Source organism: Neobacillus mesonae, from assembly GCF_001636315.1.
GTDB classification, from domain to species: Bacteria; Bacillota; Bacilli; order Bacillales; family Cytobacillaceae; genus Neobacillus; species Neobacillus mesonae.
The window spans coordinates 805,901-827,166 of sequence record NZ_KV440949.1 but is presented as its reverse complement, the minus strand read 5'-3'; the positions used below and the strand labels follow the sequence as shown (position 1 = coordinate 827,166).

The 21,266-nt window shown below is 39.9% G+C and carries 21 protein-coding genes and 1 other annotated feature; of the genes, 18 read left to right on the top strand and 3 right to left on the bottom strand.

The genetic code is table 11. The features are described from left to right. Window positions 1–54: 54 nt before the first annotated feature. The 16 genes from A6749_RS04195 (at window position 55) to A6749_RS04120 (ending at window position 16,428) form a co-directional block, all read left to right on the top strand. Complete coding sequence (locus tag A6749_RS04195) at window positions 55–2,202, top strand: HD family phosphohydrolase (protein WP_066400782.1); 2,148 nt, start codon at window positions 55–57, stop codon at window positions 2,200–2,202. Beyond that, window positions 2,199–2,669, top strand: a complete 471-nt coding sequence (gene ybeY / locus A6749_RS04190) for an rRNA maturation RNase YbeY (protein ID WP_066385604.1) — start codon at window positions 2,199–2,201, stop codon at window positions 2,667–2,669. Before A6749_RS04195 ends, ybeY begins: the two co-directional genes overlap by 4 nt. Next, window positions 2,647–3,042, top strand: coding sequence for a diacylglycerol kinase family protein (locus A6749_RS04185; RefSeq protein WP_066385603.1), 396 nt, complete (start codon window positions 2,647–2,649; stop codon window positions 3,040–3,042). The genes ybeY and A6749_RS04185 overlap by 23 nt, the downstream gene beginning before the upstream one ends. A 174-nt stretch (window positions 3,043–3,216) precedes the next feature. Then, window positions 3,217–3,618 (top strand): cytidine deaminase, encoded by a 402-nt coding sequence (locus tag A6749_RS04180; protein WP_066385602.1) that lies wholly within the window; start codon window positions 3,217–3,219, stop codon window positions 3,616–3,618. Next, window positions 3,608–4,531 (top strand): GTPase Era, encoded by a 924-nt coding sequence (gene era, locus A6749_RS04175; protein WP_066385600.1) that lies wholly within the window; start codon window positions 3,608–3,610, stop codon window positions 4,529–4,531. Before A6749_RS04180 ends, era begins: the two co-directional genes overlap by 11 nt. Window positions 4,532–4,691: 160 nt before the next feature. Further along, window positions 4,692–4,835: a YqzL family protein gene (locus A6749_RS04170; protein WP_066385598.1), complete on the top strand. Its 144-nt coding sequence runs from the start codon at window positions 4,692–4,694 to the stop codon at window positions 4,833–4,835. Between the two features lie 29 nt (window positions 4,836–4,864). Further along, a complete protein-coding gene (gene recO, locus A6749_RS04165; protein ID WP_066385596.1) occupies window positions 4,865–5,617 on the top strand; it encodes a DNA repair protein RecO in 753 nt (250 codons plus the stop codon). 48 nt (window positions 5,618–5,665) lie between these two features. Beyond that, window positions 5,666–5,850: a binding site (T-box leader), on the top strand. Between the two features lie 62 nt (window positions 5,851–5,912). Beyond that, window positions 5,913–7,295 (top strand): glycine--tRNA ligase, encoded by a 1,383-nt coding sequence (locus A6749_RS04160; protein WP_066385589.1) that lies wholly within the window; start codon window positions 5,913–5,915, stop codon window positions 7,293–7,295. Between the two features lie 35 nt (window positions 7,296–7,330). Further along, complete coding sequence (locus A6749_RS04155) at window positions 7,331–7,963, top strand: helix-turn-helix transcriptional regulator (protein WP_066385587.1); 633 nt, start codon at window positions 7,331–7,333, stop codon at window positions 7,961–7,963. Window positions 7,964–7,995: 32 nt separating this feature from the next. After that, window positions 7,996–8,805, top strand: a complete 810-nt coding sequence (locus A6749_RS04150; RefSeq protein ID WP_066385585.1) for a pyruvate, water dikinase regulatory protein — start codon at window positions 7,996–7,998, stop codon at window positions 8,803–8,805. Between the two features lie 717 nt (window positions 8,806–9,522). Next, on the top strand, window positions 9,523–11,331 hold the full coding sequence (gene dnaG / locus A6749_RS04145; protein ID WP_066385580.1) for a DNA primase: 1,809 nt from the start codon (window positions 9,523–9,525) through the stop codon (window positions 11,329–11,331). A gap of 39 nt (window positions 11,332–11,370) precedes the next feature. Continuing rightward, on the top strand, window positions 11,371–12,498 hold the full coding sequence (gene rpoD, locus A6749_RS04140) for an RNA polymerase sigma factor RpoD (protein ID WP_066385578.1): 1,128 nt from the start codon (window positions 11,371–11,373) through the stop codon (window positions 12,496–12,498). A gap of 281 nt (window positions 12,499–12,779) precedes the next feature. Beyond that, window positions 12,780–13,919 carry an acyl-CoA dehydrogenase family protein gene (locus A6749_RS04135; RefSeq protein ID WP_066385577.1) on the top strand — a complete coding sequence of 380 codons (1,140 nt, stop codon included), beginning with the start codon at window positions 12,780–12,782 and terminating at the stop codon, window positions 13,917–13,919. A 182-nt stretch (window positions 13,920–14,101) separates the two neighbouring features. Beyond that, the gene (gene cccA, locus A6749_RS04130) at window positions 14,102–14,470 is read left to right on the top strand and encodes a cytochrome c550 (protein WP_066385575.1); all 369 of its coding nucleotides are present in this window, start codon (window positions 14,102–14,104) and stop codon (window positions 14,468–14,470) included. A 133-nt stretch (window positions 14,471–14,603) separates the two neighbouring features. After that, window positions 14,604–15,326 carry a tRNA (adenine(22)-N(1))-methyltransferase gene (locus A6749_RS04125; protein ID WP_066385572.1) on the top strand — a complete coding sequence of 241 codons (723 nt, stop codon included), beginning with the start codon at window positions 14,604–14,606 and terminating at the stop codon, window positions 15,324–15,326. After that, complete coding sequence (locus A6749_RS04120; protein ID WP_066385570.1) at window positions 15,313–16,428, top strand: Nif3-like dinuclear metal center hexameric protein; 1,116 nt, start codon at window positions 15,313–15,315, stop codon at window positions 16,426–16,428. The genes A6749_RS04125 and A6749_RS04120 overlap by 14 nt, the downstream gene beginning before the upstream one ends. Window positions 16,429–16,495: 67 nt before the next feature. Here the strand turns inward: A6749_RS04120 and A6749_RS04115 are convergent, their stop codons facing one another. Both A6749_RS04115 and A6749_RS04110 read right to left on the bottom strand, forming a co-directional pair. Then, a complete protein-coding gene (locus tag A6749_RS04115; protein WP_066385559.1) occupies window positions 16,496–17,389 on the bottom strand; it encodes a deoxyribonuclease IV in 894 nt (297 codons plus the stop codon). A gap of 21 nt (window positions 17,390–17,410) precedes the next feature. Then, window positions 17,411–18,727 carry a DEAD/DEAH box helicase gene (locus A6749_RS04110; protein ID WP_066385558.1) on the bottom strand — a complete coding sequence of 439 codons (1,317 nt, stop codon included), beginning with the start codon at window positions 18,725–18,727 and terminating at the stop codon, window positions 17,411–17,413. A gap of 306 nt (window positions 18,728–19,033) precedes the next feature. Here A6749_RS04110 and vrrA point away from each other — a divergent pair, with 306 nt between their 5' ends. Both vrrA and A6749_RS04100 read left to right on the top strand, forming a co-directional pair. After that, complete coding sequence (gene vrrA, locus A6749_RS04105; RefSeq protein WP_066385557.1) at window positions 19,034–19,729, top strand: VrrA/YqfQ family protein; 696 nt, start codon at window positions 19,034–19,036, stop codon at window positions 19,727–19,729. A 132-nt stretch (window positions 19,730–19,861) separates the two neighbouring features. Continuing rightward, entirely contained in the window at window positions 19,862–20,800 is a 939-nt protein-coding gene (locus A6749_RS04100) for a 4-hydroxy-3-methylbut-2-enyl diphosphate reductase (RefSeq protein ID WP_066385555.1), read from the top strand. Window positions 20,801–20,890: 90 nt separating this feature from the next. Here A6749_RS04100 and A6749_RS04095 read toward each other — a convergent pair whose 3' ends face one another. Further along, window positions 20,891–21,148, bottom strand: coding sequence for a DUF2624 domain-containing protein (locus A6749_RS04095; protein WP_066385553.1), 258 nt, complete (start codon window positions 21,146–21,148; stop codon window positions 20,891–20,893). Window positions 21,149–21,266 lie beyond the last annotated feature (118 nt).

The window sequence follows — 21,266 nt, the reverse complement described above, 5'->3', positions numbered from 1 at the left end:
TTTACATAGAGTAATGAATGTTAAGAGGCCGTGGTTGGAGGGATATAGTTGGATATGCTGCAGCAACACTTCATACGGATACGAAAACTTCTAGATATTACGTTTTTTCGGGTGCTCTTTTTTCTAATACTGGGGGTTCTCTTATTCACTGCTATGTATAGCAATGTAAAACCGGAGAAATTAAATTTAAGCCTGTTTTCAATTGCAGAAAAAACGATTCGCTCTCCGGGAACGGTCGAAGACAAGAAAAGTACAGAAATGAAACGGAAAGAAGCGCGTGACCAAGTTCAGGATGTTTATGCCGTAAAGAAGGAATACACCCAAAATCGCGTCGATTTAATTACCTCTATCTTTGATACTGCTGCTGAGGTAAATGATGAAGTAAAGGACGAAATGGATAAGCAGACTGACGAAGAAATGAAAGAGCCAACTATTACGGATAAAATTGAAAGGTTAAAAGGAAAACTAACCTCAACCGTTAACAAGGATTTATCAAACCAGGTTTTTTCCGCTTTGGTTCAAGCAAGTAACGAGGAATTATCAATTGCCAAGGATTTAACGGTAACAGCGATTAATAATGTCATGACCAAAAGAATTTCCGCTGATGAAGTGGAGAATGCCAAAAAGCAAGTGGAAGAAGAACTAAAATATACCACGTTAAATGATAATTTAAGGCTTGCCTCGATCAATCTTGGAAGATATGCCGTCATTCAAAATGAATTTTATGACCCCGGCGCAACGGAAGAATTACGCCGTCAGGCAGCTGAAAGTGTGGAGCCTGTCAAAATTCTTCAGGGACAGATTATAGTTGAGGAAGGGAAATTGATTAATCAAGAGATTTACCGTCAGCTGAAACTTGTCGGTCTTTTGCAAAACGAAAAGTCTTTTAGACCGTTTATAGGTTTAATAGCGTTAATTTTAATTATTTTGTCGGGGATTTATTATTATTTTTATCAATCAAAATCACATCCTGAAAAGAAGCAAACCGATTTATTGTTGTTTGGGATCATTTTTGTACTTTTAATATTTATCATGAAGATTATCAGCATGCTGCAGGGGTTTAATTATTCTTGGATTGGCTATTTGTTCCCGGCTGCAATGGGCGGTATGCTAATTAAGATTTTAATCGACGAAAAGCTTGCCATTCTTATGTCGCTTGTCTTGGCGGTATGTGGAAGTATATTATTTAATGAAGGGGTTGCCGGTTCTCTGAATTTTGCTGAAGGGTTGTATATTCTCTTTAGCGCGTTGGCTGCTATCCTATTCCTCAGCAATCAAAATCAGCGGTTGAAGATTTTACAAGCTGGGACTTTTTCGGCCCTGGTCAATCTTTTAACCATTATCGCGATTGTGTTCTTGCCGAACGGGCAGTTTTCTGGTCTTGAATTTGGCTATTATTTTATAACAGCCCTCGCCTCAGGAATAGGTTCTGCCGTATTAACCATCGGTCTATTGCCGTTTCTAGAGGCCAGCTTTGGGATCCTTTCCACTATTAGATTAATTGAACTGTCGAATCCAAATCACCCGCTTTTACGAAAGATTTTAATGGAAGCACCTGGTACATATCATCATAGTGTAATGGTGGCTAATTTATCAGAATCCGCTTGCGAAGCCATTGGGGCTAATGGACTTCTGGCACGTGTGGGAAGTTATTATCATGATATTGGTAAAACACGCCGGCCAAACTTTTTTATTGAAAATCAAATGCACGGTGATAATCCTCATGACCGGCTGCCGCCTGAAAAAAGTGCTAATATTATCATTGCACACGTAATAGACGGTTCTCAGATTTTAAAAAAGCACCATATGCCAAAGGAAATTGTTGAGATTGCAGAACAGCATCATGGGACAACCCTGTTAAAATTCTTTTACCATAAGGCAATGCAGGAGAATCAGGAGACAAAGGAAGAGACTTTTCGCTACCCTGGTCCCAGGGCACAGTCCAAAGAGTCTGCAGTTGTAGGCATTGCAGATAGTGTTGAAGCAGCAGTCCGTTCATTATCAAAGCCGACTCCTGAATTAATTGAATCATTGGTGCGAAAAATTGTTGCTGATCGCCTTGCGGATGGTCAGCTAAATGAGTGTGATTTAACATTAAAAGAAATTGAAATCGTCACCCATACATTATGTGAAACATTAAAAGGGATTTTTCACTCTAGGATTGAGTATCCAGAAATGACTAAGAAGGTGAAGGAAGCATGACTTTATTAATTGACAGCATGGATGAGACACAAGAATTGACAGAGCAGCAAATGCTTGAAATTGAGCGGCTGCTTAATTTTGCGGCACAGAAACAAAAGATTGAGGACCATAGTGAGCTTTCTGTTACGTATGTTTCCAATCAAAAAATTCAAGAAATTAATCGGGAATACCGTGATAAAGATGCTCCTACAGATGTCATTTCATTTGCGATGGAGGAACTTGGGGAAGGTGAAGTGGAATTAGTTGGTGCTGATCTGCCTCGCGTTTTGGGGGATATCATCATTTCGGTGCAGAAAGCAAGGGAACAGGCGGAGGAATATGGCCACGCTTTTGAAAGAGAGCTGGGGTTCTTAGCGGTTCATGGCTTCCTTCATCTTTTAGGCTATGACCATATGACTGAGGCCGATGAAAAAGAAATGTTCACGCTGCAAAAGGAAATTTTGAATGAATATGGACTTAAAAGATAAGCATACATCCCATTCACTTTTACATTCTTTTTCATTTGCGATAACTGGAATGGTAACCGCCGTAAAGCAGGAACGGAACATGCGGATTCATCTGTTAAGCTCCGTTTTGGTAATCCTGATTTCTTTTTATTTTTCAATTACTAAAATGGAGTGGCTGTTCATTCTATTTGCCATTGGCGGTATGTTTTCCTTGGAGATGATCAATAGCGCGATTGAAAGGGTTGTGGACCTAGTAAGCCCCGAGTATCATCTCTTGGCAAAACAGGCAAAGGATCTAGCTGCGGGGGCAGTATTGGTCTTTGCCATTCTTTCCATTTTGGTTGGGGCTGTCATTTTTTCACCTCATATTTTAAGGCTTTTTAGCTGGGGTTGATTGAAATCGGCTGTAAAAATAGGTAATATTATTGCAACCGATTCTTAAATTAAATTAGACTTTTGTGAAAATTCTAATTTCTTTATTACTTTTTTGCTACAAATAATGATTTCAATCTGATTTTAATGTAAAATAAAGTAACAGCAAGCTTATTGCTGGAAGGGAAGAAGACTAGTGACAATCGAGCAGTTAATTGTGGAAGCAAAAAAAGCAAGAGAAAAAGCATATGTTCCTTATTCAAAGTTTGCAGTTGGTGCAGCTCTTTTAACAACAGACGGCAAAATTTACCATGGCTGTAATATCGAGAATGCTGCCTATAGCATGTGTAATTGTGGAGAGCGAACTGCCATTTTTAAAGCGGTTTCAGAGGGCGATCGTGATTTTCAAATGCTTGCAGTCGTTGCCGATACGGACCGCCCTTGTTCGCCTTGCGGTGCCTGCCGCCAAGTAATAGCGGAATTATGTCCTCGAGATATGAAAGTGGTTCTTACAAACCTTAAAGGGGATATTTTAGAACTAACAGTTGAAGATTTATTGCCCGGTGCATTTACAGCGGAGGATTTACATGCAAACTAATGTAACTGATAATAACACGTATAAATCAGGGTTTATTTCAATTATTGGCCGGCCGAATGTCGGGAAGTCGACCTTTTTGAATCAGGTAATCGGTCAAAAGATTGCAATCATGAGCGATAAACCGCAGACAACCCGAAATAAAGTTCAAGGTGTTCTAACACTTGAAGATTCACAGATGATTTTTATTGATACACCAGGTATTCATAAACCTAAACATAAATTGGGCGACTTCATGATGAAGGTAGCCCAGAACACACTAAAAGAAGTCGATTTGGTTCTTTTCATGGTAAATGCCGAAGAAGGATTTGGACGTGGTGAAGAATTCATAATAGAAAAATTCCAAACGGTGAAAACACCAATCTTTCTTGTAATTAATAAAATTGACAAAATTCATCCGGATGAATTGCTATCCATTATTGAATCATATAAAGAAAAATATTCATTTAAAGAAATAGTTCCAATCTCTGCATTAGAAGGAAATAATGTTGAGCGCCTGCTTTCGCAAATTAAATTATATTTGCCAGAAGGACCGCAATATTACCCTGCGGACCAGGTGACCGATCATCCGGAGCGGTTTATAATTGCGGAGCTGATTCGCGAAAAAGCCCTGCATTTAACAAGGGAGGAAATTCCCCATTCACTCGCTGTAATGATTGATAAAATAGAGCGTCAAGAGGGCAAGGACCTAATTCATGTAATGGCAACAGTAATCGTTGAACGTGATTCGCAAAAAGGAATCATTATTGGAAAAAAAGGCGGTATGTTGAAGGAAATCGGCAAGCGCGCCCGGGTTGATATTGAAAATTTGCTGGGAACAAAGGTATTCTTAGAGCTTTGGGTAAAGGTACAAAAGGATTGGCGCAATAAAATGTCCCAGCTTCGGGAGTACGGCTTTAACGAAGATGAGTACTAACTAATCCACCCTAATTAAAATATTTATTAAGATTTAAGATTATGCATGGACAACATTTACAAATTTTTCGTCTTATGATTTTAACGTCGGCAGGCTATGATAATTGTAAGGTGCAGGACCTGAATTTACGCTAGTCTAAAAATTGAAAGGTGGGGTTTTCGTGTTGGATTTAACGTGGAAAGTATTTACCCAGACAGGTAATATTGACACATATCTTCTCTTTAAAGAACTTGAGAAGGAAAACCAAGAAATACCCGGTAATTCGAATGAAGAGCTAGCACAAATTGATTTTCCTACTTTCTAGCAGGCCGCACGTTTCTAGAAGGTGACACTATGCTTCAGAAATGTGAAGGCATCGTTATTAGGTCAACAGATTATGGTGAAACAAATAAAATTGTAACTTTGTATACCAGGGAATGGGGGAAGGTCGGTGTTATGGCAAGAGGAGCCAAAAAGCCGAACAGCCGGCTTTCCTCCGTAACCCAGCTGTTTACGTACGGCTATTTTCTAGTTCAAAAGGGAACCGGCTTAAGCGGATTGCAGCAGGGGGAAATAATCACTACTTTTCGTTCCATAGCTGAGGACATTTTTTTGACAGCTTATGCCAGTTTTATTGTTGAATTAACTGATAAATGTACGGAGGAGAAGAAACCAAATCCATTTCATTTTGAGCTGTTATATCAAACGTTACATCTAATGAATGAAGGCTATGATCCGGATATTCTTATGAATATTTATGAGATGAAAATGCTCAATGTATTAGGGCAATATCCCGTATTGAATCAATGCTCCGTTTGTGGAAGTTCAGACGGACATTTTTCTTTTTCAATCCGCGAGGGCGGTTTTATCTGCCACCGTTGTTTGGAGCAAGACCCCTACCATATTAAAATATCACCAGCGGCTGTTAAATTATTGCGGCTGTTTTATTATTTTGATTTATCACGCTTAGGCAGTATTTCCGTTAAGGAAACAACCAAAGCGGAGCTCAAAAAAGTGATTGATGCCTATTATGATGAATATTCCGGATTACATTTAAAATCAAAGAAATTTCTTGATTCCATGGCCCATTTCCGAAAACTTTTATAGCTATATGTTGACAATAGTTCTTGTTTTGGTTATATTTTCATTAAATTAATAATTGCTGTGAAGGAAAGTAGTACTTAGAAGTTTTCTATAAAAGCGAACCTAGGGCGGTGCGAGCTAGGGTATAGAACACTAGGGAAGGCATTCTGGAGCAAACGTGTATTGAACACATCTTAAAGAGGCTGGCCATTGGCCGGCAAATAGGGTGGAACCGCGGGTAAACTCTCGTCCCTATGCTTTAAAGGCATAGAGTCGGGAGTTTTTTTATTGAGAAAAATAGAATAAGGAGCTAATGAACATGACTGTAACAATGGAGCAAATCGTATCTCACGCAAAACATAGGGGCTTTATTTTCCCAGGCTCTGAAATTTACGGCGGACTCGCTAACACTTGGGATTACGGTCCGTTAGGGGTTGAATTTAAAAATAATATCAAGCGGGCTTGGTGGAAGAAATTCGTGCAGCAGTCGCCATATAATGTCGGTTTAGATGCCAGCATCTTGATGAATCCAAGAACATGGGAAGCATCCGGCCACATTGGCAACTTTAACGATCCAATGATCGACTGTAAGAATTGTAAAGCGCGTCATCGTGCAGATAAATTAATTGAAAATGCGCTGGAGGAAAAAGGAATGGAAATGGTCGTCGACGGCCTGCCATTCGATAAAATGGAAGAACTGATTAAAGAACATAATATTGCCTGCCCAGACTGCGGGAGTCATGATTTTACCGGTATCCGCCAGTTTAATTTAATGTTTAAAACATTTCAGGGGGTAACGGAAACAAGCACAAATGAAATTTTCCTTCGTCCTGAAACAGCTCAAGGTATTTTCGTAAACTTTAAAAATGTTCAAAGAACAATGAGAAAGAAACTGCCTTTTGGTATTGCCCAAATTGGAAAGAGCTTTAGAAATGAGATTACACCAGGTAATTTCACCTTCCGCACAAGAGAGTTTGAACAAATGGAGCTGGAGTTTTTCTGTAAGCCGGGTGAAGAACTGCAGTGGTTCAATTACTGGAAGCAATTTGCCGAAAAATGGCTGCTGTCATTAGGCTTAAAACAAGAAAACTTGAGACTGCGCGATCACTCAGATGAAGAACTATCCCATTATAGCAATGCTACAACTGACTTTGAATATAAATTCCCGTTCGGCTGGGGAGAGCTTTGGGGCGTTGCGTCAAGAACTAATTATGATTTGAAGCAGCATATGGAGTATTCCGGTGAGGATTTCAACTACATTGATCCAGAAACTAATGATAGATATATCCCATATTGTATCGAGCCTTCACTTGGTGCAGACAGGGTGACACTGGCATTTTTAATCGATGCTTATAATGAGGAACAGCTGGAAGATGGTACTTCAAGAACGGTGATGCACTTCCATCCTGCAATAGCACCATTCAAGGCGGCTGTATTACCATTATCGAAAAAGCTATCAGAAGGTGCAAAAGAGGTATTTGCGACTCTCGCTGAGCATTTTAATATTGACTATGATGAGGCTGGTTCCATCGGAAAACGTTACCGTCGTCATGATGAAATCGGTACGCCATTCTGTATCACATATGATTTTGATTCTGTCGAAGACCAAATGGTAACGGTCAGAGACCGCGATACAATGGAACAAACACGATTGCCAATTACCGATCTCGTCCGTTTCTTAGAGGAGAAAATTAGATTTTAATATTTTTAGTAAAACTGCCAATGGTCAAATAATGGGTGGTGATTACAATAGAACTGACAAAACGTCAAGAACATATATTGCAAATTGTTAAGGATAATGGACCAATTACAGGAGAACAAATTGCAGACCAATTAAATCTTACAAGAGCCACGCTTCGGCCCGATCTTGCAATATTAACAATGGCTGGTTATTTAGATGCCAGGCCGCGGGTTGGTTACTTTTACACCGGAAAATCCGGCACACAATTATTAACTGAAAATCTGCAGAAAATCTACGTCAAAGAATACCAGTCAATACCGGTTGTCATTAACGAAAATGTCTCGGTTTATGATGCAATTTGCACTATGTTTCTAGAGGATGTAGGAACATTATTCGTTGTAGACCAAAGCACACAATTAGTGGGTGTTTTATCTAGAAAGGACCTGCTTCGCGCGAGCATTGGAAAGCAGGACCTTACATCCATTCCAGTTCATATTATTATGACCCGGATGCCAAATGTTACAATGTGTGAACGAGATGACCTATTAATTGATGTAGCGAAAAAACTAATAGAAAAACAAATTGATGCCCTGCCGGTGGTCAAAAAAACAGACAAAGGGTTTGAAGTAATTGGAAGAATTACGAAAACGAATATTACAAGGGCATTTGTTGCATTAGGGGAAGAATAAAAGAAAGGCTCATAGAGGAGATGATGAAAGGAATGAACTCGCCCATTATTTATGTCGTATCCGACTCTGTAGGGGAAACGGCTGAGCTGGTAACGAAAGCCGCTATTAGTCAGTTTAATGGCTCAGGAATGACTCTAAAACGTTTTCCTTATGTAGAAGATAAGGAACATATTGATGAAGTATTGTCTCTTGCCTTACTGGATAAAGGGATGATTGCATTTACTCTTGTAAAGCCTGAAATGCGAACATATATGAAGGAGCAGGCAAAACAGGAAGGAATTGTGACGGTTGACCTTATTGGTCCAATTATTGATGAGATTCAAGCCTTTTCTGGGAAAACGCCTTTATTTGAACCGGGGCTTGTTAGAAAACTAGATGAGGATTATTTCAAAAAAATTGAAGCAATTGAATTCGCTGTAAAATATGATGATGGCAGGGATCCACGTGGTATATTAAAAGCGGATATCGTGTTAATCGGGGTATCGAGAACATCTAAAACTCCCTTATCCCAGTACCTTGCACATAAACGTATAAAGGTTGCCAATGTCCCGCTTGTTCCAGAGGTCGACCCTCCAGAAGAACTTTATAAAGTGCCGAAAGAAAAATGCTTTGGTTTAAAAATCAGTCCGGAAAAGCTAAATCATATTAGAAGAGAGCGGTTAATTTCATTAGGTTTAAATGATCAAGCGAGCTATGCTAATATAGACCGGATTAAAGAAGAACTGAACTTTTTTGAACAAATCGTAGGAAAGATTAACTGCCCTGTTATTGATGTAACAAATAAAGCAGTGGAAGAAACGGCGAATGTAATTTTACATTATATTTATAAAGGGAAAGCTTGACACATAATCTTTTGATTATGTGTTCTTTTATGCTGGAATGGTACGAAATTCGGCGGCCAAACTTCTCTTTTATAATAAAATATTTCGTATTAAAGATAAAAAAAGTTATGGCAAAATGATAATAAATATACTATAATAAAAAATTGTGATAAAAATGAATCTTTTAGGTTTAGACTTGCATGTGAACGAATAAACTATTTACTGTGAGATGTCAAGTGATGGAACCTTATCAATACCTAAAAAAATTCGACATAAACTCTTTTTTTCTATTTTCAGATAATCATCGGCGCGTTTATGATTCGAATGTATGCATGATTATCAAAACGTATTTCCATAATGTTTTCTTTGATAAATTAAGGTGTTTAAGAAGGAATACGCGGAGTGATGTAGAATTAATAAAAATATAACAGGAGTTCCGACAATTTAAATTGATGCAGATTCTTGCCCAGATGAAACGGAAATTGTCGAAATTACTTCTGCATATAACACAAAAATATTTTTGTTGCCTCCTATAACCATCAAAAGAAAGCTGGGTACATACATCATTTGGGAATATGTTGAGGAGAGTTTGGGAAAGGGTGTTTATGGAAAGGGTCCAAAACCTTTTAAGCTGCGGACCGATTAAGATTCAAATGTTATTAACAAAAAAATGTCGAATTTTGAAGGAATTTAATTTGTTCATGTTGAATACCTATAGCAAACTGGAGTTGTTTTTTCATGGCAGATCGTATTGCCGAAGATAAAATAAACGAAATTCGTCAGGCTGTTGATATTGTCGAAGTAATCAGCGATTATGTGCAATTAAAAAAACAGGGACGAAATTACTTCGGATTATGTCCTTTCCATGGAGAAAGTACCCCATCTTTTTCGGTATCACCTGATAAACAGATTTTCCATTGCTTTGGCTGCGGTGCCGGAGGAAATGCTTTTTCTTTTTTAATGGAGCTTGAAGGAATCTCGTTTCAAGAGGCTGCAATAAAACTGGCAGCAAAAGGAAATATCGTGCTGGAGATAAATTTAAATAACCAGCAAAAAGAGAAAAAAGTTCCTAAAGAACTGCAGGCAATGAAAGATGCTCATGAGCTGTTACGTAAATTTTACCACCATTTACTGGTAAATACAAAAGAAGGACAGCATGCATTGGAGTATTTATATGGGAGAGGTTTTAGCCAGGAATCGATTGATAAATTTCAAATCGGCTATTCCTTAGCCTCATGGGATTTTGTAGTAAAATTTCTTTCGAAAAGAAGTTTTTCCCCCGAATGGATGGAAAAGGCTGGACTAATTATCAGGCGCGAAAGAGATGGAACATATTTTGATCGTTTCAGGGATCGAATTATGTTTCCGATATTTGACCGAAATGGAAATACGATTGCATTTTCCGGGAGATCACTGGGGGGCGATGACCCCAAATATTTAAACAGTCCCGAAACAGCAATCTTTAATAAAAGTAAAATTTTATACAATTATCATCAAGCGAAGGCAAGTATTAAAAAATTTCAGTACGCTGTTTTATTTGAAGGTTTTGCCGATGTAATTGCAGCGGATCGAGCCGGGATAGAAAACGGCATTGCGACAATGGGTACATCCTTAACGGATGAACATATTGCATTATTACGTCAAAGCGTTCAATCTATCGTGATTTGCTATGATTCCGATAATGCCGGCATTGAAGCTGCTTATCGTGCCGGAAGACACCTGCAGGATGCAGGTTTTGAGATTAAAGTGGCAGTGATGCCGGACGGGCAGGATCCTGACGAATACATTAAAAACAATGGCCCGGACAAATTCCGCCACGAAGTGATTGAAGCAAGCTTAACGTGGATGGGCTTTAAATTTCTTTATTTTCGCAGGGGAAAAAATCTGCAAAATGAAGGAGATAAGCTTAGCTATATCGAAGAAATAATTAAGGAAATCAGCAAATTGCCATTGGCTGTGGAAAGAGATCATTATTTAAGGCAGCTGGCGGCTGAATTTTCCCTTTCATTAGAAGCATTGAAGGAGCAGCAAAAACAGTTTTATTTTGCTGAAAAAAGAAATGCGAAGGTGCAGGGCGAGCAGCAGCAAAAGCCCGTAATTGTTGTAAAACCGGCAAAAGAGTTAAAGCCTGCTTATTATACCGCGGAACGGTATATGATTGCCCACATGCTGAAAGATCGGGATTTAGCGTATAAAGTACAGGAACTGCTCGCGGGGAATATGTTTAATATTGATGAACATCAGGCAATAATAACATATCTAATCGAATTTTACGAAGACCATTTGGAACCTGACTCCGCAGCATTTTTAACCTATATTCAAGATGACAATCTGAGAAGAATAGTTGCAAATATTGAAATGCAATCCGTTACTGATGAATTAACTGGTCAGGAGTTATCAGATTGTATCAAACAGGTGTTGAATTACAAAAAATTGTTAAAGATAAAGGAAAAAGAGGAAGAACAAAAAGAGGCGGAGCGGCAAAAAGATTATCTCTCTGCTGCTGTTATCGCTAGCGAGATTATTCAATTGCGAAAATCATTATAGATTATTTTATTGTTTTTGATTCTGGAAGGAGGGTTTCCTATGGCTGCTGAAAAATCAGCACGGTCACAGGAGGTCGAAAGTGAATTGACCTTAGAACAGGTGAAACATCAATTAACGGAGGTAGGAAAGAAAGTCGGTGTCCTTGCCTACGATGATATTGCCGAAAAAATGGCGCATTTTGAATTAGATTCACATCAAATGGATGAATTCTACGAATATTTGGGTGACCAAGGAATTGAATTGGTCGGTGATAGTGAAGAGGAAGACCCAAGCATCAAGGATTTATCCAAGGAAGATGATGAATTTGATTTAAATGATCTTAGTGTGCCGCCAGGGGTAAAGATCAATGACCCGGTTCGTATGTATTTAAAAGAAATTGGCCGTGTTGACCTGCTGTCTGCTGAAGAGGAAATCGACTTGGCTCACCGCATAGAACAAGGGGATGAAGAAGCCAAGCGGCGTCTCGCTGAAGCAAACCTCCGATTGGTTGTCAGTATCGCCAAACGCTATGTAGGGCGTGGTATGCTATTCCTTGATTTAATCCAAGAAGGAAATATGGGATTGATAAAAGCCGTAGAAAAATTTGATTATCGTAAAGGTTTCAAATTTAGTACGTATGCCACATGGTGGATTCGTCAAGCGATTACCCGTGCAATTGCCGACCAAGCACGGACAATCCGTATACCTGTGCACATGGTAGAAACGATTAATAAACTGATCCGCGTACAGCGGCAATTACTTCAAGATCTTGGGCGTGAACCAACACCGGAAGAAATCGCCGAGGATATGGATTTAACGCCGGATAAGGTAAGAGAAATTTTAAAAATCGCCCAGGAGCCAGTATCATTAGAAACACCAATCGGTGAAGAAGATGATTCGCACCTTGGAGATTTCATTGAGGACCAAGATGCAACATCTCCATCTGAACATGCCGCTTACGAATTATTAAAAGAGCAGCTTGAAGATGTTCTTGATACGCTGACTGACCGTGAGGAAAATGTCCTTCGTCTTCGTTTTGGCCTTGATGACGGCCGAACTCGCACTTTAGAAGAAGTCGGCAAGGTGTTTGGTGTAACCCGCGAGCGAATCCGTCAAATCGAAGCAAAAGCTTTACGGAAGCTGCGCCATCCTAGCCGCAGCAAACGTCTAAAGGATTTCTTAGAATAAACTGACTGAAATAGTTTACTTCGTTTTCGGAGTAAACTATTTTTTTATTATTTTACTGAATTGTCTCTCACTTTGCAAATGGGCAAATAAACTTTTTTTGGAAATTTACTTTTTAAATAAAGGGATTTTTATTTAATATTGTTAACATGAATAAGTATTTTAAAGGAAATAAATATATTTAAATAACAATTTATTTTAAGAAATTTTTAAATGTTGAGAATTCTGTTCCGTTCCTTTTATAATATAAATGAAAGCGTATACAAAGTATCGGGGGGATGGAAATGAATTTTGATTTAACGACAGAGCAGGAAATGATCAAACGGACCATTCGTGAATTTGCCGAAGAAGAGGTTGCGCCAGGTGCAATCGAGCGTGACAGAACAAAACAATTTCCATTAGATATTTTTAACAAATTATCAGGATTGGGGATGATGGGTCTTCCTTTTCCAGAAGAATATGGCGGAGGCGGTGCTGATTCTGTAAGCTTCGCGATTGTCGTGGAAGAATTAAGCCGTGTCTGCGGCTCCACAGGAATTACATACTCAGCCCACATTTCTTTAGGAGGGGCACCGTTACATTTGTTTGGGACAGAGGAACAAAAACAGAAATATTTAACGCCTATTTGTACTGGTGAATCATTCGGGGCATTTGGACTGACAGAACCAAATGCAGGATCTGATGCCGGCGGGACAAAAACAACGGCTAAAGTGGAAAATGGTGAATTCGTCATCAATGGCAATAAATGTTTTATTACGAATGCGAGCTATGCCAAGCATTTGGCACTTACAGCTATAACCGGAGAAAAGGACGGAGCGAAGGAAATCACTGCGATTATTGTTCCGACAGATGCAAAAGGATTTTCTATCATAGATAATTATGAAAAAATGGGTCTTCATTCTTCTAATACAACTGAACTTGTGCTTGAGGATGTTAAAGTTCCTCTCGAGAACCTTTTAGGAAAGGCTGGAGAGGGGTTTAAACAATTTTTAATTACACTAGATGGCGGACGTATTGGAATAGGAGCGATGGCCGTAGGGATTGCTCAGGGGGCGTATGAGAAGGCGCTGGCATATTCGAAGGAAAGAAAGCAGTTTGGAAAAACAATTTCCTCTTTTCAAACAATCCAATTTAAGCTGGCAGATATGGCAATGAAAATAGAACTAGCACGAAATATGGTTTACAAGGCTGCTTGGTTAAAGGATCAGGGCAGAGCATTTTCTAAGGAAGCAGCGATGTGTAAGCTATACGCATCTGAAATTTGTATGGAGGTTACAAGTCAAGCGGTTCAAATTCACGGGGGAAATGGCTATATGAAGGATTACCATGTTGAAAGAATGATGCGTGATGCCAAGCTGCTGGAAATCGGCGAAGGAACATCCGAGGTACAAAGAATGGTTATTTCACGATTAATTGGTTGTTAAAAAATTGAAAATGGGGAGGATAAGAAGAGGCTGCGATAGCCTCTTTTATCTTTTTAAAAAGATTATCGTAAGAAAATAAGTTTAGGGCTTTTCCTTCTGTTGATTTTAAAGTAAAATAGTAGTTGTTTGTGGGAGGATTTTTATTTAAATAACATGTTTACGTACATAAGGGAGGTTTTATCATGAAACGAAATCCGGTTGTTCCTTTCATTCTCGTGATGGTCTTCGGTATTGCTCTCATCTTTATTTTGTCATTCAAAGGTGTAGGCGATATGAAAGAAATGGCGAAGGATAAAGGCGAGGGTAAAGGTGCAGAAAAAACAGAAGTTGCTGCAACAAACCCTGAAGACATTTATAAATCCACTTGTATTGGCTGTCACGGCGATCAATACCAAGGCGGAGTAGGTCCTGCATTAAAAGGAATTGGCAAAAAGGTTTCTAAAGACGAAATCAAGGATGTTATCCAACATGGTAAAGGAAACATGCCGCCAGGACTTGTAAAACCAGAGCAGGCTGATGCGATGGCTGATTGGATTTCCAAACTTCAGTAAAATCCGGCTTAAAAAGAACCTCGTGTTCATAGCTGCTTCCAGTTTTATATGTAAAAAATATAGTTAGTACCCGAGGTCCTTTGCATCTGTAAAGGACCTTTTTTATACTAGATGTAAAAGTGTGGTGTATTTGTTGAATACTGATAAACTATCAGCCCGGCTTTCGGCTGTGGCGAAATATGTACCCAATGGAGCAAAAGTAGCGGACATTGGTTCCGATCATGCGTATTTACCCTGTTATTTAGCAAAAAACAATGGAATTTCCTTTGCTGTTGCCGGTGAAGTGGCACAAGGTCCGTTTCAGTCTGCTGAACGGAATGTTTCAGCAGAAGGGCTGTCAGAATTGATTTCAGTCCGCTTAGGAGATGGACTGGAAGTGATTCAGCCTGATGAAGTGGATTGTATAACTATAGCGGGAATGGGCGGGGCGCTAATTGCGAGTATTTTAGAAAACGGAAAAGAAAAGCTAAGGGCAGTGAAAAGGCTTATCTTGCAGCCTAATATAAGCGCGATTTCTATACGGAAATGGTTTTTGGACAATGGCTGGGTGCTTACGGCTGAAGAAATTCTAGAGGAAGATGGAAAAATTTACGAAGTGTTAGTCGGTGAACAAGGCGATGCGCCAATGACTCCATATGGTCAAAATGTGGAAGCTGGTTTATTACTTGGCCCATATCTCATAATGAAGAAAAATCCAGTTTTTAAGAAAAAGTGGCTCGGTGAAAAAAATAATTGGCAGCGAATTTACCATCAGCTCGAAAATGCCGCTGAAAGCCCCGATACCTTGGAGAAAAAGCAAGAATTGATACATAAAATACAACTGGTGGAGGAGGTAATACCAGATGAAAATTCCTAACGGTCATGAAATTATTCAATTATTTGAACAGTTCGCCCCAAAAAGCTTGGCGATGGAAGGGGATAAAATCGGCCTGCAAATCGGCCGCTTAAATAAGAAGATTGAGCGTGTCATGGTTGCTTTGGATGTGCTTGAAAATGTCATTGATGAAGCGATTAAAAAAGATGTTCAGTTAATTATTGCCCATCATCCGCCGATTTTCCGCCCGTTAAAAAATATTGTTACTGACACGACACAGGGGCGGATGATTGAAAAACTGTTAAAACATGATATTGCCGTTTATGCTGCTCATACAAATCTTGATGTAGCAAAAGGGGGCGTAAACGATTGGCTTGCTAAAGCATTAGGAATTGAAGATTCGGAAGTATTGGTGCCGACGATTGATACGAAGCTTAAAAAGCTTGTTGTTTTCGTGCCCGCCAGCCATGCTGAGCAAATCCGCCATGTACTTGGAGAAGCGGGAGCTGGCTTTATAGGCAGATACAGCCACTGCTCGTTCTCTACAGACGGCACAGGAAGGTTTATGCCTGGGGAAGGCACTAACCCCTATATTGGGCAGTCAGGGGCGTTAGAGGCAGTGGATGAAGTTCGGATTGAAACGATTGTACCAGAACCGCTGCTAAAGAAAACACTTTCCTTGATGATTAAAGCCCATCCGTATGAAGAGGTGGCCTATGATGTCTATCCTCTTGAAAATATAGGTGAAGTATTAGGTTTAGGAAGAATCGGAAAAGTAAGCGAAATGACCTTAGCTGAGTTTGCCGAAAAAGTGAAAACCAACCTTGAGGTGGAAAGAGTTCGGGTTGTTGGCGATCTAACTTCAAAGGTGAAAAAGGTGGCAGTGTTAGGCGGCGATGGAAATAAATATTTCAGTCATGCTAAATTTAAAGGGGCAGATGTGTATGTAACGGGTGATATTTATTATCATACAGCGCATGATGCCATGATGCAGGGCTTAAATATAATTGACCCGGGTCACAATGTGGAAAAAGTAATGAAAAAGGGATTAACTGTAACACTTCAAAACATGTGTAAGGAGGCTGGCTTTGAAGTAGAGATTTTCCCTTCGGAAGAAAATACGAACCCATTTCAGTTTATTTAAAAAAATGGTAAAGGTGTCAGGCACCATGTGAATTTTCACATGGTGCCTGACACCTTTTAGTTGACTATTATCCTACCGAGATTTTATCCAGTAAGTCCGCATCAAACTGCTGGCTGCGCAGCATGGCAATTTCAAACTGATATGGAGCCTTTTTATTGTTTTTATCTTCCCCTACATAAGGAGTTTCTAAAATCTTCGGTATGTCCATTAATTGTGGATGATGGACGATATAGTTGAGCGCTTTAAACCCGATATGTCCGAAGCCAATGTTTTCGTGGCGGTCCTTACGCATTCCGACAGCATTTTTACTATCGTTAATATGAAGCACTTTCAGCCTGTCCAAGCCGACAATTTTATCAAACTCAGATAATACACCGTCGAAATCTTCAGCGATATTATATCCCGCATCATGCGTATGGCAAGTATCGAAGCATACTGATAAGCGATCATTATAATTAACACCATCGATAATCATAGCAAGTTCTTCAAATGATTTACCACACTCTGAGCCTTTTCCGGCCATAGTTTCTAAGGCGATTTGAACTTGTTCCTTGCCGGTTAAAACCTCATTAAGGCCTTCAACAATTTTCTTAATTCCCGCTTCTGTTCCGGCGCCGACATGGGCACCGGGATGAAGGACGATTTGTTTGGCTCCAATAGCCTCAGTCCGTTCAATTTCTGAATGCAAGAAACGAACACCTAATTCGAATGTATCCGGATTAGATGTATTTCCGATATTGATAATGTAGGGGGCGTGGACAACTATTTCGTCTATGCCATGCTCCTCCATATGCTTTCTGCCTGCCTCAATATTTAAATCTTCAATTTTTTTTCTTCTTGTATTCTGCGGGGCGCCGGTATAAATCATAAATGTGTTTGCCCCGTATGAAACGGCTTCTTTACTAGCGGCTAGGAGCATTTCTTTCCCGCTCATCGAAACATGCGACCCTAGTTTTAACATAGCTTACCTCTCCCTTTCTACTTACTTTTTTTTCTGATCTAATTTCCGCTTCCGCTTTTTGATTTTGTCCATTTCGGCTTGCATTTTCTTTTTATAGCCGGGTTTTACCTTCTTCGGTTTTTTTACGATTGACTTAGCGATTAAGTCTGCCTCATCAGCTTGTCTAACGCGCATTTTTCGACGGTTTCGGTCTTCGAGTTTAATAAACTCGTCCTTTTTTAAATCAACATTTTGAAATTGGATTCCCATTTTTTCAAGCCGGATTAAGGCATCTTCATCTGATAAATCATAAATTGTTAAAGCAATACCGGCACTTCCTGCTCTGGCAGTCCGGCCAACCCTATGAACATAAAAGTCTAAATCCGAAGGGAGTTCATAGTTAATGACATGGCTTACACCTTCGATATCAATTCCCCTTGAAGCAAGGTCTGTTGCCACAATATATTGATACTCCAAGTCTTGAATTTGCTTCATCATTTTTTTACGTTCTCTAGGGGGTAAATCCCCGTGTACGCGGCCAACCTTTAATCCCTGCTCATTTAAATAGTCCGCCACTTCTTCAGCCATTTTCTTTGTGTTCGTAAAGACGATGGCTAAATACGGGTTAAAGGCAAGGAGGGCATCATGAACCAGTTCTTTTTTTCTCCGATGCCTTGATGGTAAAAGATAATGCTCGAGATTTTCCGCTGTTTTTCTTCTTGGTTCGATCTGAATGACTTTTGGGTTTTCCATGTATTTCTTTAAAAAAGGTTTGAGTTTCTCCGGAATCGTTGCGGAAAAAACAAGCATTTGCAAGTTTTCGGGCATTCTTGCTGCAATCTTGTCAACATCTTCAATAAATCCCATATCCAGCATCATATCCGCTTCGTCGACAACAAGGATTTTGGAGGTGTGAACAAACAAAGCTTGTTCTGCTGTCAGATCACTGATTCTGCCTGGTGTTCCAACGACGATTTGCGGCTGCACCTTTAATTTTTCTATGGTCCGCTGTTTGTCCGTCCCGCCAATAAATAATTTTGTAAGAATGTGCTGTTCCTGGTTAGTGTGTTCTGTTATCTTCACAATTTGCTGATAAATCTGAGAAGCAAGCTCTCTTGTTGGGGCCGTGATCACTGCTTGAACTTCATTTAGTTCCGGTTTTATCTTTTCAAGGATTGGAAGAACGTAGGCCAGGGTTTTTCCTGTCCCGGTTTGGGACTGGCCAATCGCACTTTCACCGCTTAAGGCGAGCGGGATCATTCGCTCCTGTATCTCTGTAGGCTCGAAAAAGCCGAACTGTTGAATAGCCTCCATAATAAATGGCTGCAGCTTAAAACGTTCAAATCGATTTTCCTTCATTTAATTACTCCTTATATAACAGATAGAATATACGTATGAAAAAACATTCACTTTTCTTTCATCATGTAATTATAGTAAAGTTTCTTATAAATCTCCAGTTAACATTCCTTATATTATCATCTTTTACTGCTTATAAAGTTTTAAACCACTTTTTTCAGGCGGCTTCTGTGTAAATTACCTAAACAAATTCAAAATAGATGCATACCTTAGAACAAGGATAGAAATGTAATTTTCGTGCTTTGGGAAGGCATTATTTTATTCACTCATTTTCCTGTAAGCTCGAAATGATTGAAAGGAGGATTAAGTATGCTGCCAGGACCAAGAATGCCGATGCAAGGTGGAATGTTTGGCGGGGGAAATATGATGGGCTCCGGACTTAACCTATTTGGAGGCGGCCGGCCACCCATGATGGGACCGCAGGGGAATCCCTTAGGCGGATTAATGGGTGGGGGAGCACGACAAATGGGCCGCGGTGGAGGCGGATTACTTTCAAGACTATTAGGGAGAGGTGCTGGTGCCGGGGGACCGGGAGGATTTATGGGACCCATGCAAGGAGCAGGGAATTTGATGGGAGGAGCGGGAAGGGCCGCAGGTGGAGGCGGATTACTCCAATCCCTTTCTGGGTCAGGAGGGGGCGGAGGTCTTGCAGGCTTTCTTAATAATACCCAGCAGATGATCAAAACCGCTCAAACAATAGGCCCAATGGTTCAACAGTATGGGCCATTGGTAAGAAACCTTCCAGCCCTTTGGAAGCTTTATCGTGGATTTAAGGACTCTTCAAAAGATAAAACGGATGAGTCAACCGATACAAAACAAGAAAGTTCGAGTATTGAGTCAAGTAATACTAAACTAAAGGAAAGCACTACAGCAAAAACGACCGTCAAAAGAACGAAACGAAGAACAAGCCAACAGCCAAAAACAACCACCCAACGTGAACAGCCAAGTTCAACCAGAAAATCAACACCACCCAAAGGATCTTCAAGGCCTAAATTATATATTTAAGGCTGAGGTGTCGGGCACCATGTGAAAATTCACATGGTGCCCGACACCTTATTTATCTTTGTATTATTTCTATTAGTTATATATAATAAACGTATAATCTAGTATCAATAGCCTTTTTAGGAGGTTTAAATAATGCAAGTTATTAAAATTTCACCACGTGGTTATTGCTATGGTGTTGTTGATGCCATGGTGATTGCCAGAAATGCCGCTTTAGATAAAACTCTTCCCCGTCCAATCTACATTTTGGGGATGATTGTCCATAATAAACATGTGACGGATGCCTTTGAGGAAGAAGGAATTATCACCCTTGATGGAAATAATCGTTTGGAAATATTAGAAAAGGTTGATAAGGGGACGGTTATTTTTACTGCCCACGGAATCTCTCCGGAGGTCAGGGAGCTGGCTAAGAAGAAAGGGCTCGTGACGTTGGATGCGACCTGTCCTGATGTGACGAGGACACATGTCCTGATTGCGGAAAAAGCGAAAGAGGGCTTTTACACAATTTATATCGGTAAAAAAGGGCATCCAGAGCCTGAAGGCGCCCTGGGTGTAGCCCCAGGTATGGTGTATTTAGTTCAAACACCTGAAGACGTCGAAGCCCTGGACATACAGCACGATAAATTGATTGTCACCAACCAAACGACAATGAGTCAATGGGATGTCCGTGACACGATGGAAAAGGTAAAGGAAAAATTCCCGCATGTTGAGGTGCATAATGAGATCTGCCATGCGACGCAAATTCGTCAGGAGGCTGTGGCAGAACAGGCGCCAGAAGCCGATGTTACGATAGTAGTCGGCGATCCGAAAAGCAATAACTCTAACCGCCTTGCCCAAGTGTCCCAAGAAATTGCTGGAATCACTGCCTACCGGATTGCGGATATATCGGAACTTCAGATTGATTGGATCAAGGATGCTAGAACGGTTGCGGTAACTTCCGGTGCTTCTACGCCGACACCAATCACAAAGGAAGTCATTTCATTCCTTGAACAGTTTGATCCAAACAATGAAGCAACGTGGGAACGAAAGAAAAACGTCCCATTAGCAAAAATCCTTCCAAAGGTAAAAAATTAAATTAATACTAGCCGCTTCTAATTAGAAGGCAAAACAAAGAAATGCACAAGAGATTAATAGACCCAATCTCTTGTGCATTTAATTTTTGGATTAACTTTTTGCCAGTTCCATAAATAATTTATTTACTTCCCGTGCGGTCTCCGGCCCAGCAGCTTTGGCGATTTCCTTGATTAATTTGGATCGTTCCCGGTCATCAAAAATATTAATATTTTTTCCTTTTAAGTATTCAGCTATCTTTTTTGCCTGCCCTCGATTTACGGTAATATTAAATTGTTTTGCATACTTCAATAGTTCTTCAGCAGTGATTGTATTAATTTTATGATTAATAATACTTTCAAAAATTCTCACATTGATCACTCCTCCATGATAATTTATGAAGAAACGGAAGGAGTGTGACAATTGATTTTCTACGTACCGTAACGGACTTTACAATCTAAAGCAGCTATTGTATACTACTGTAAGTTAA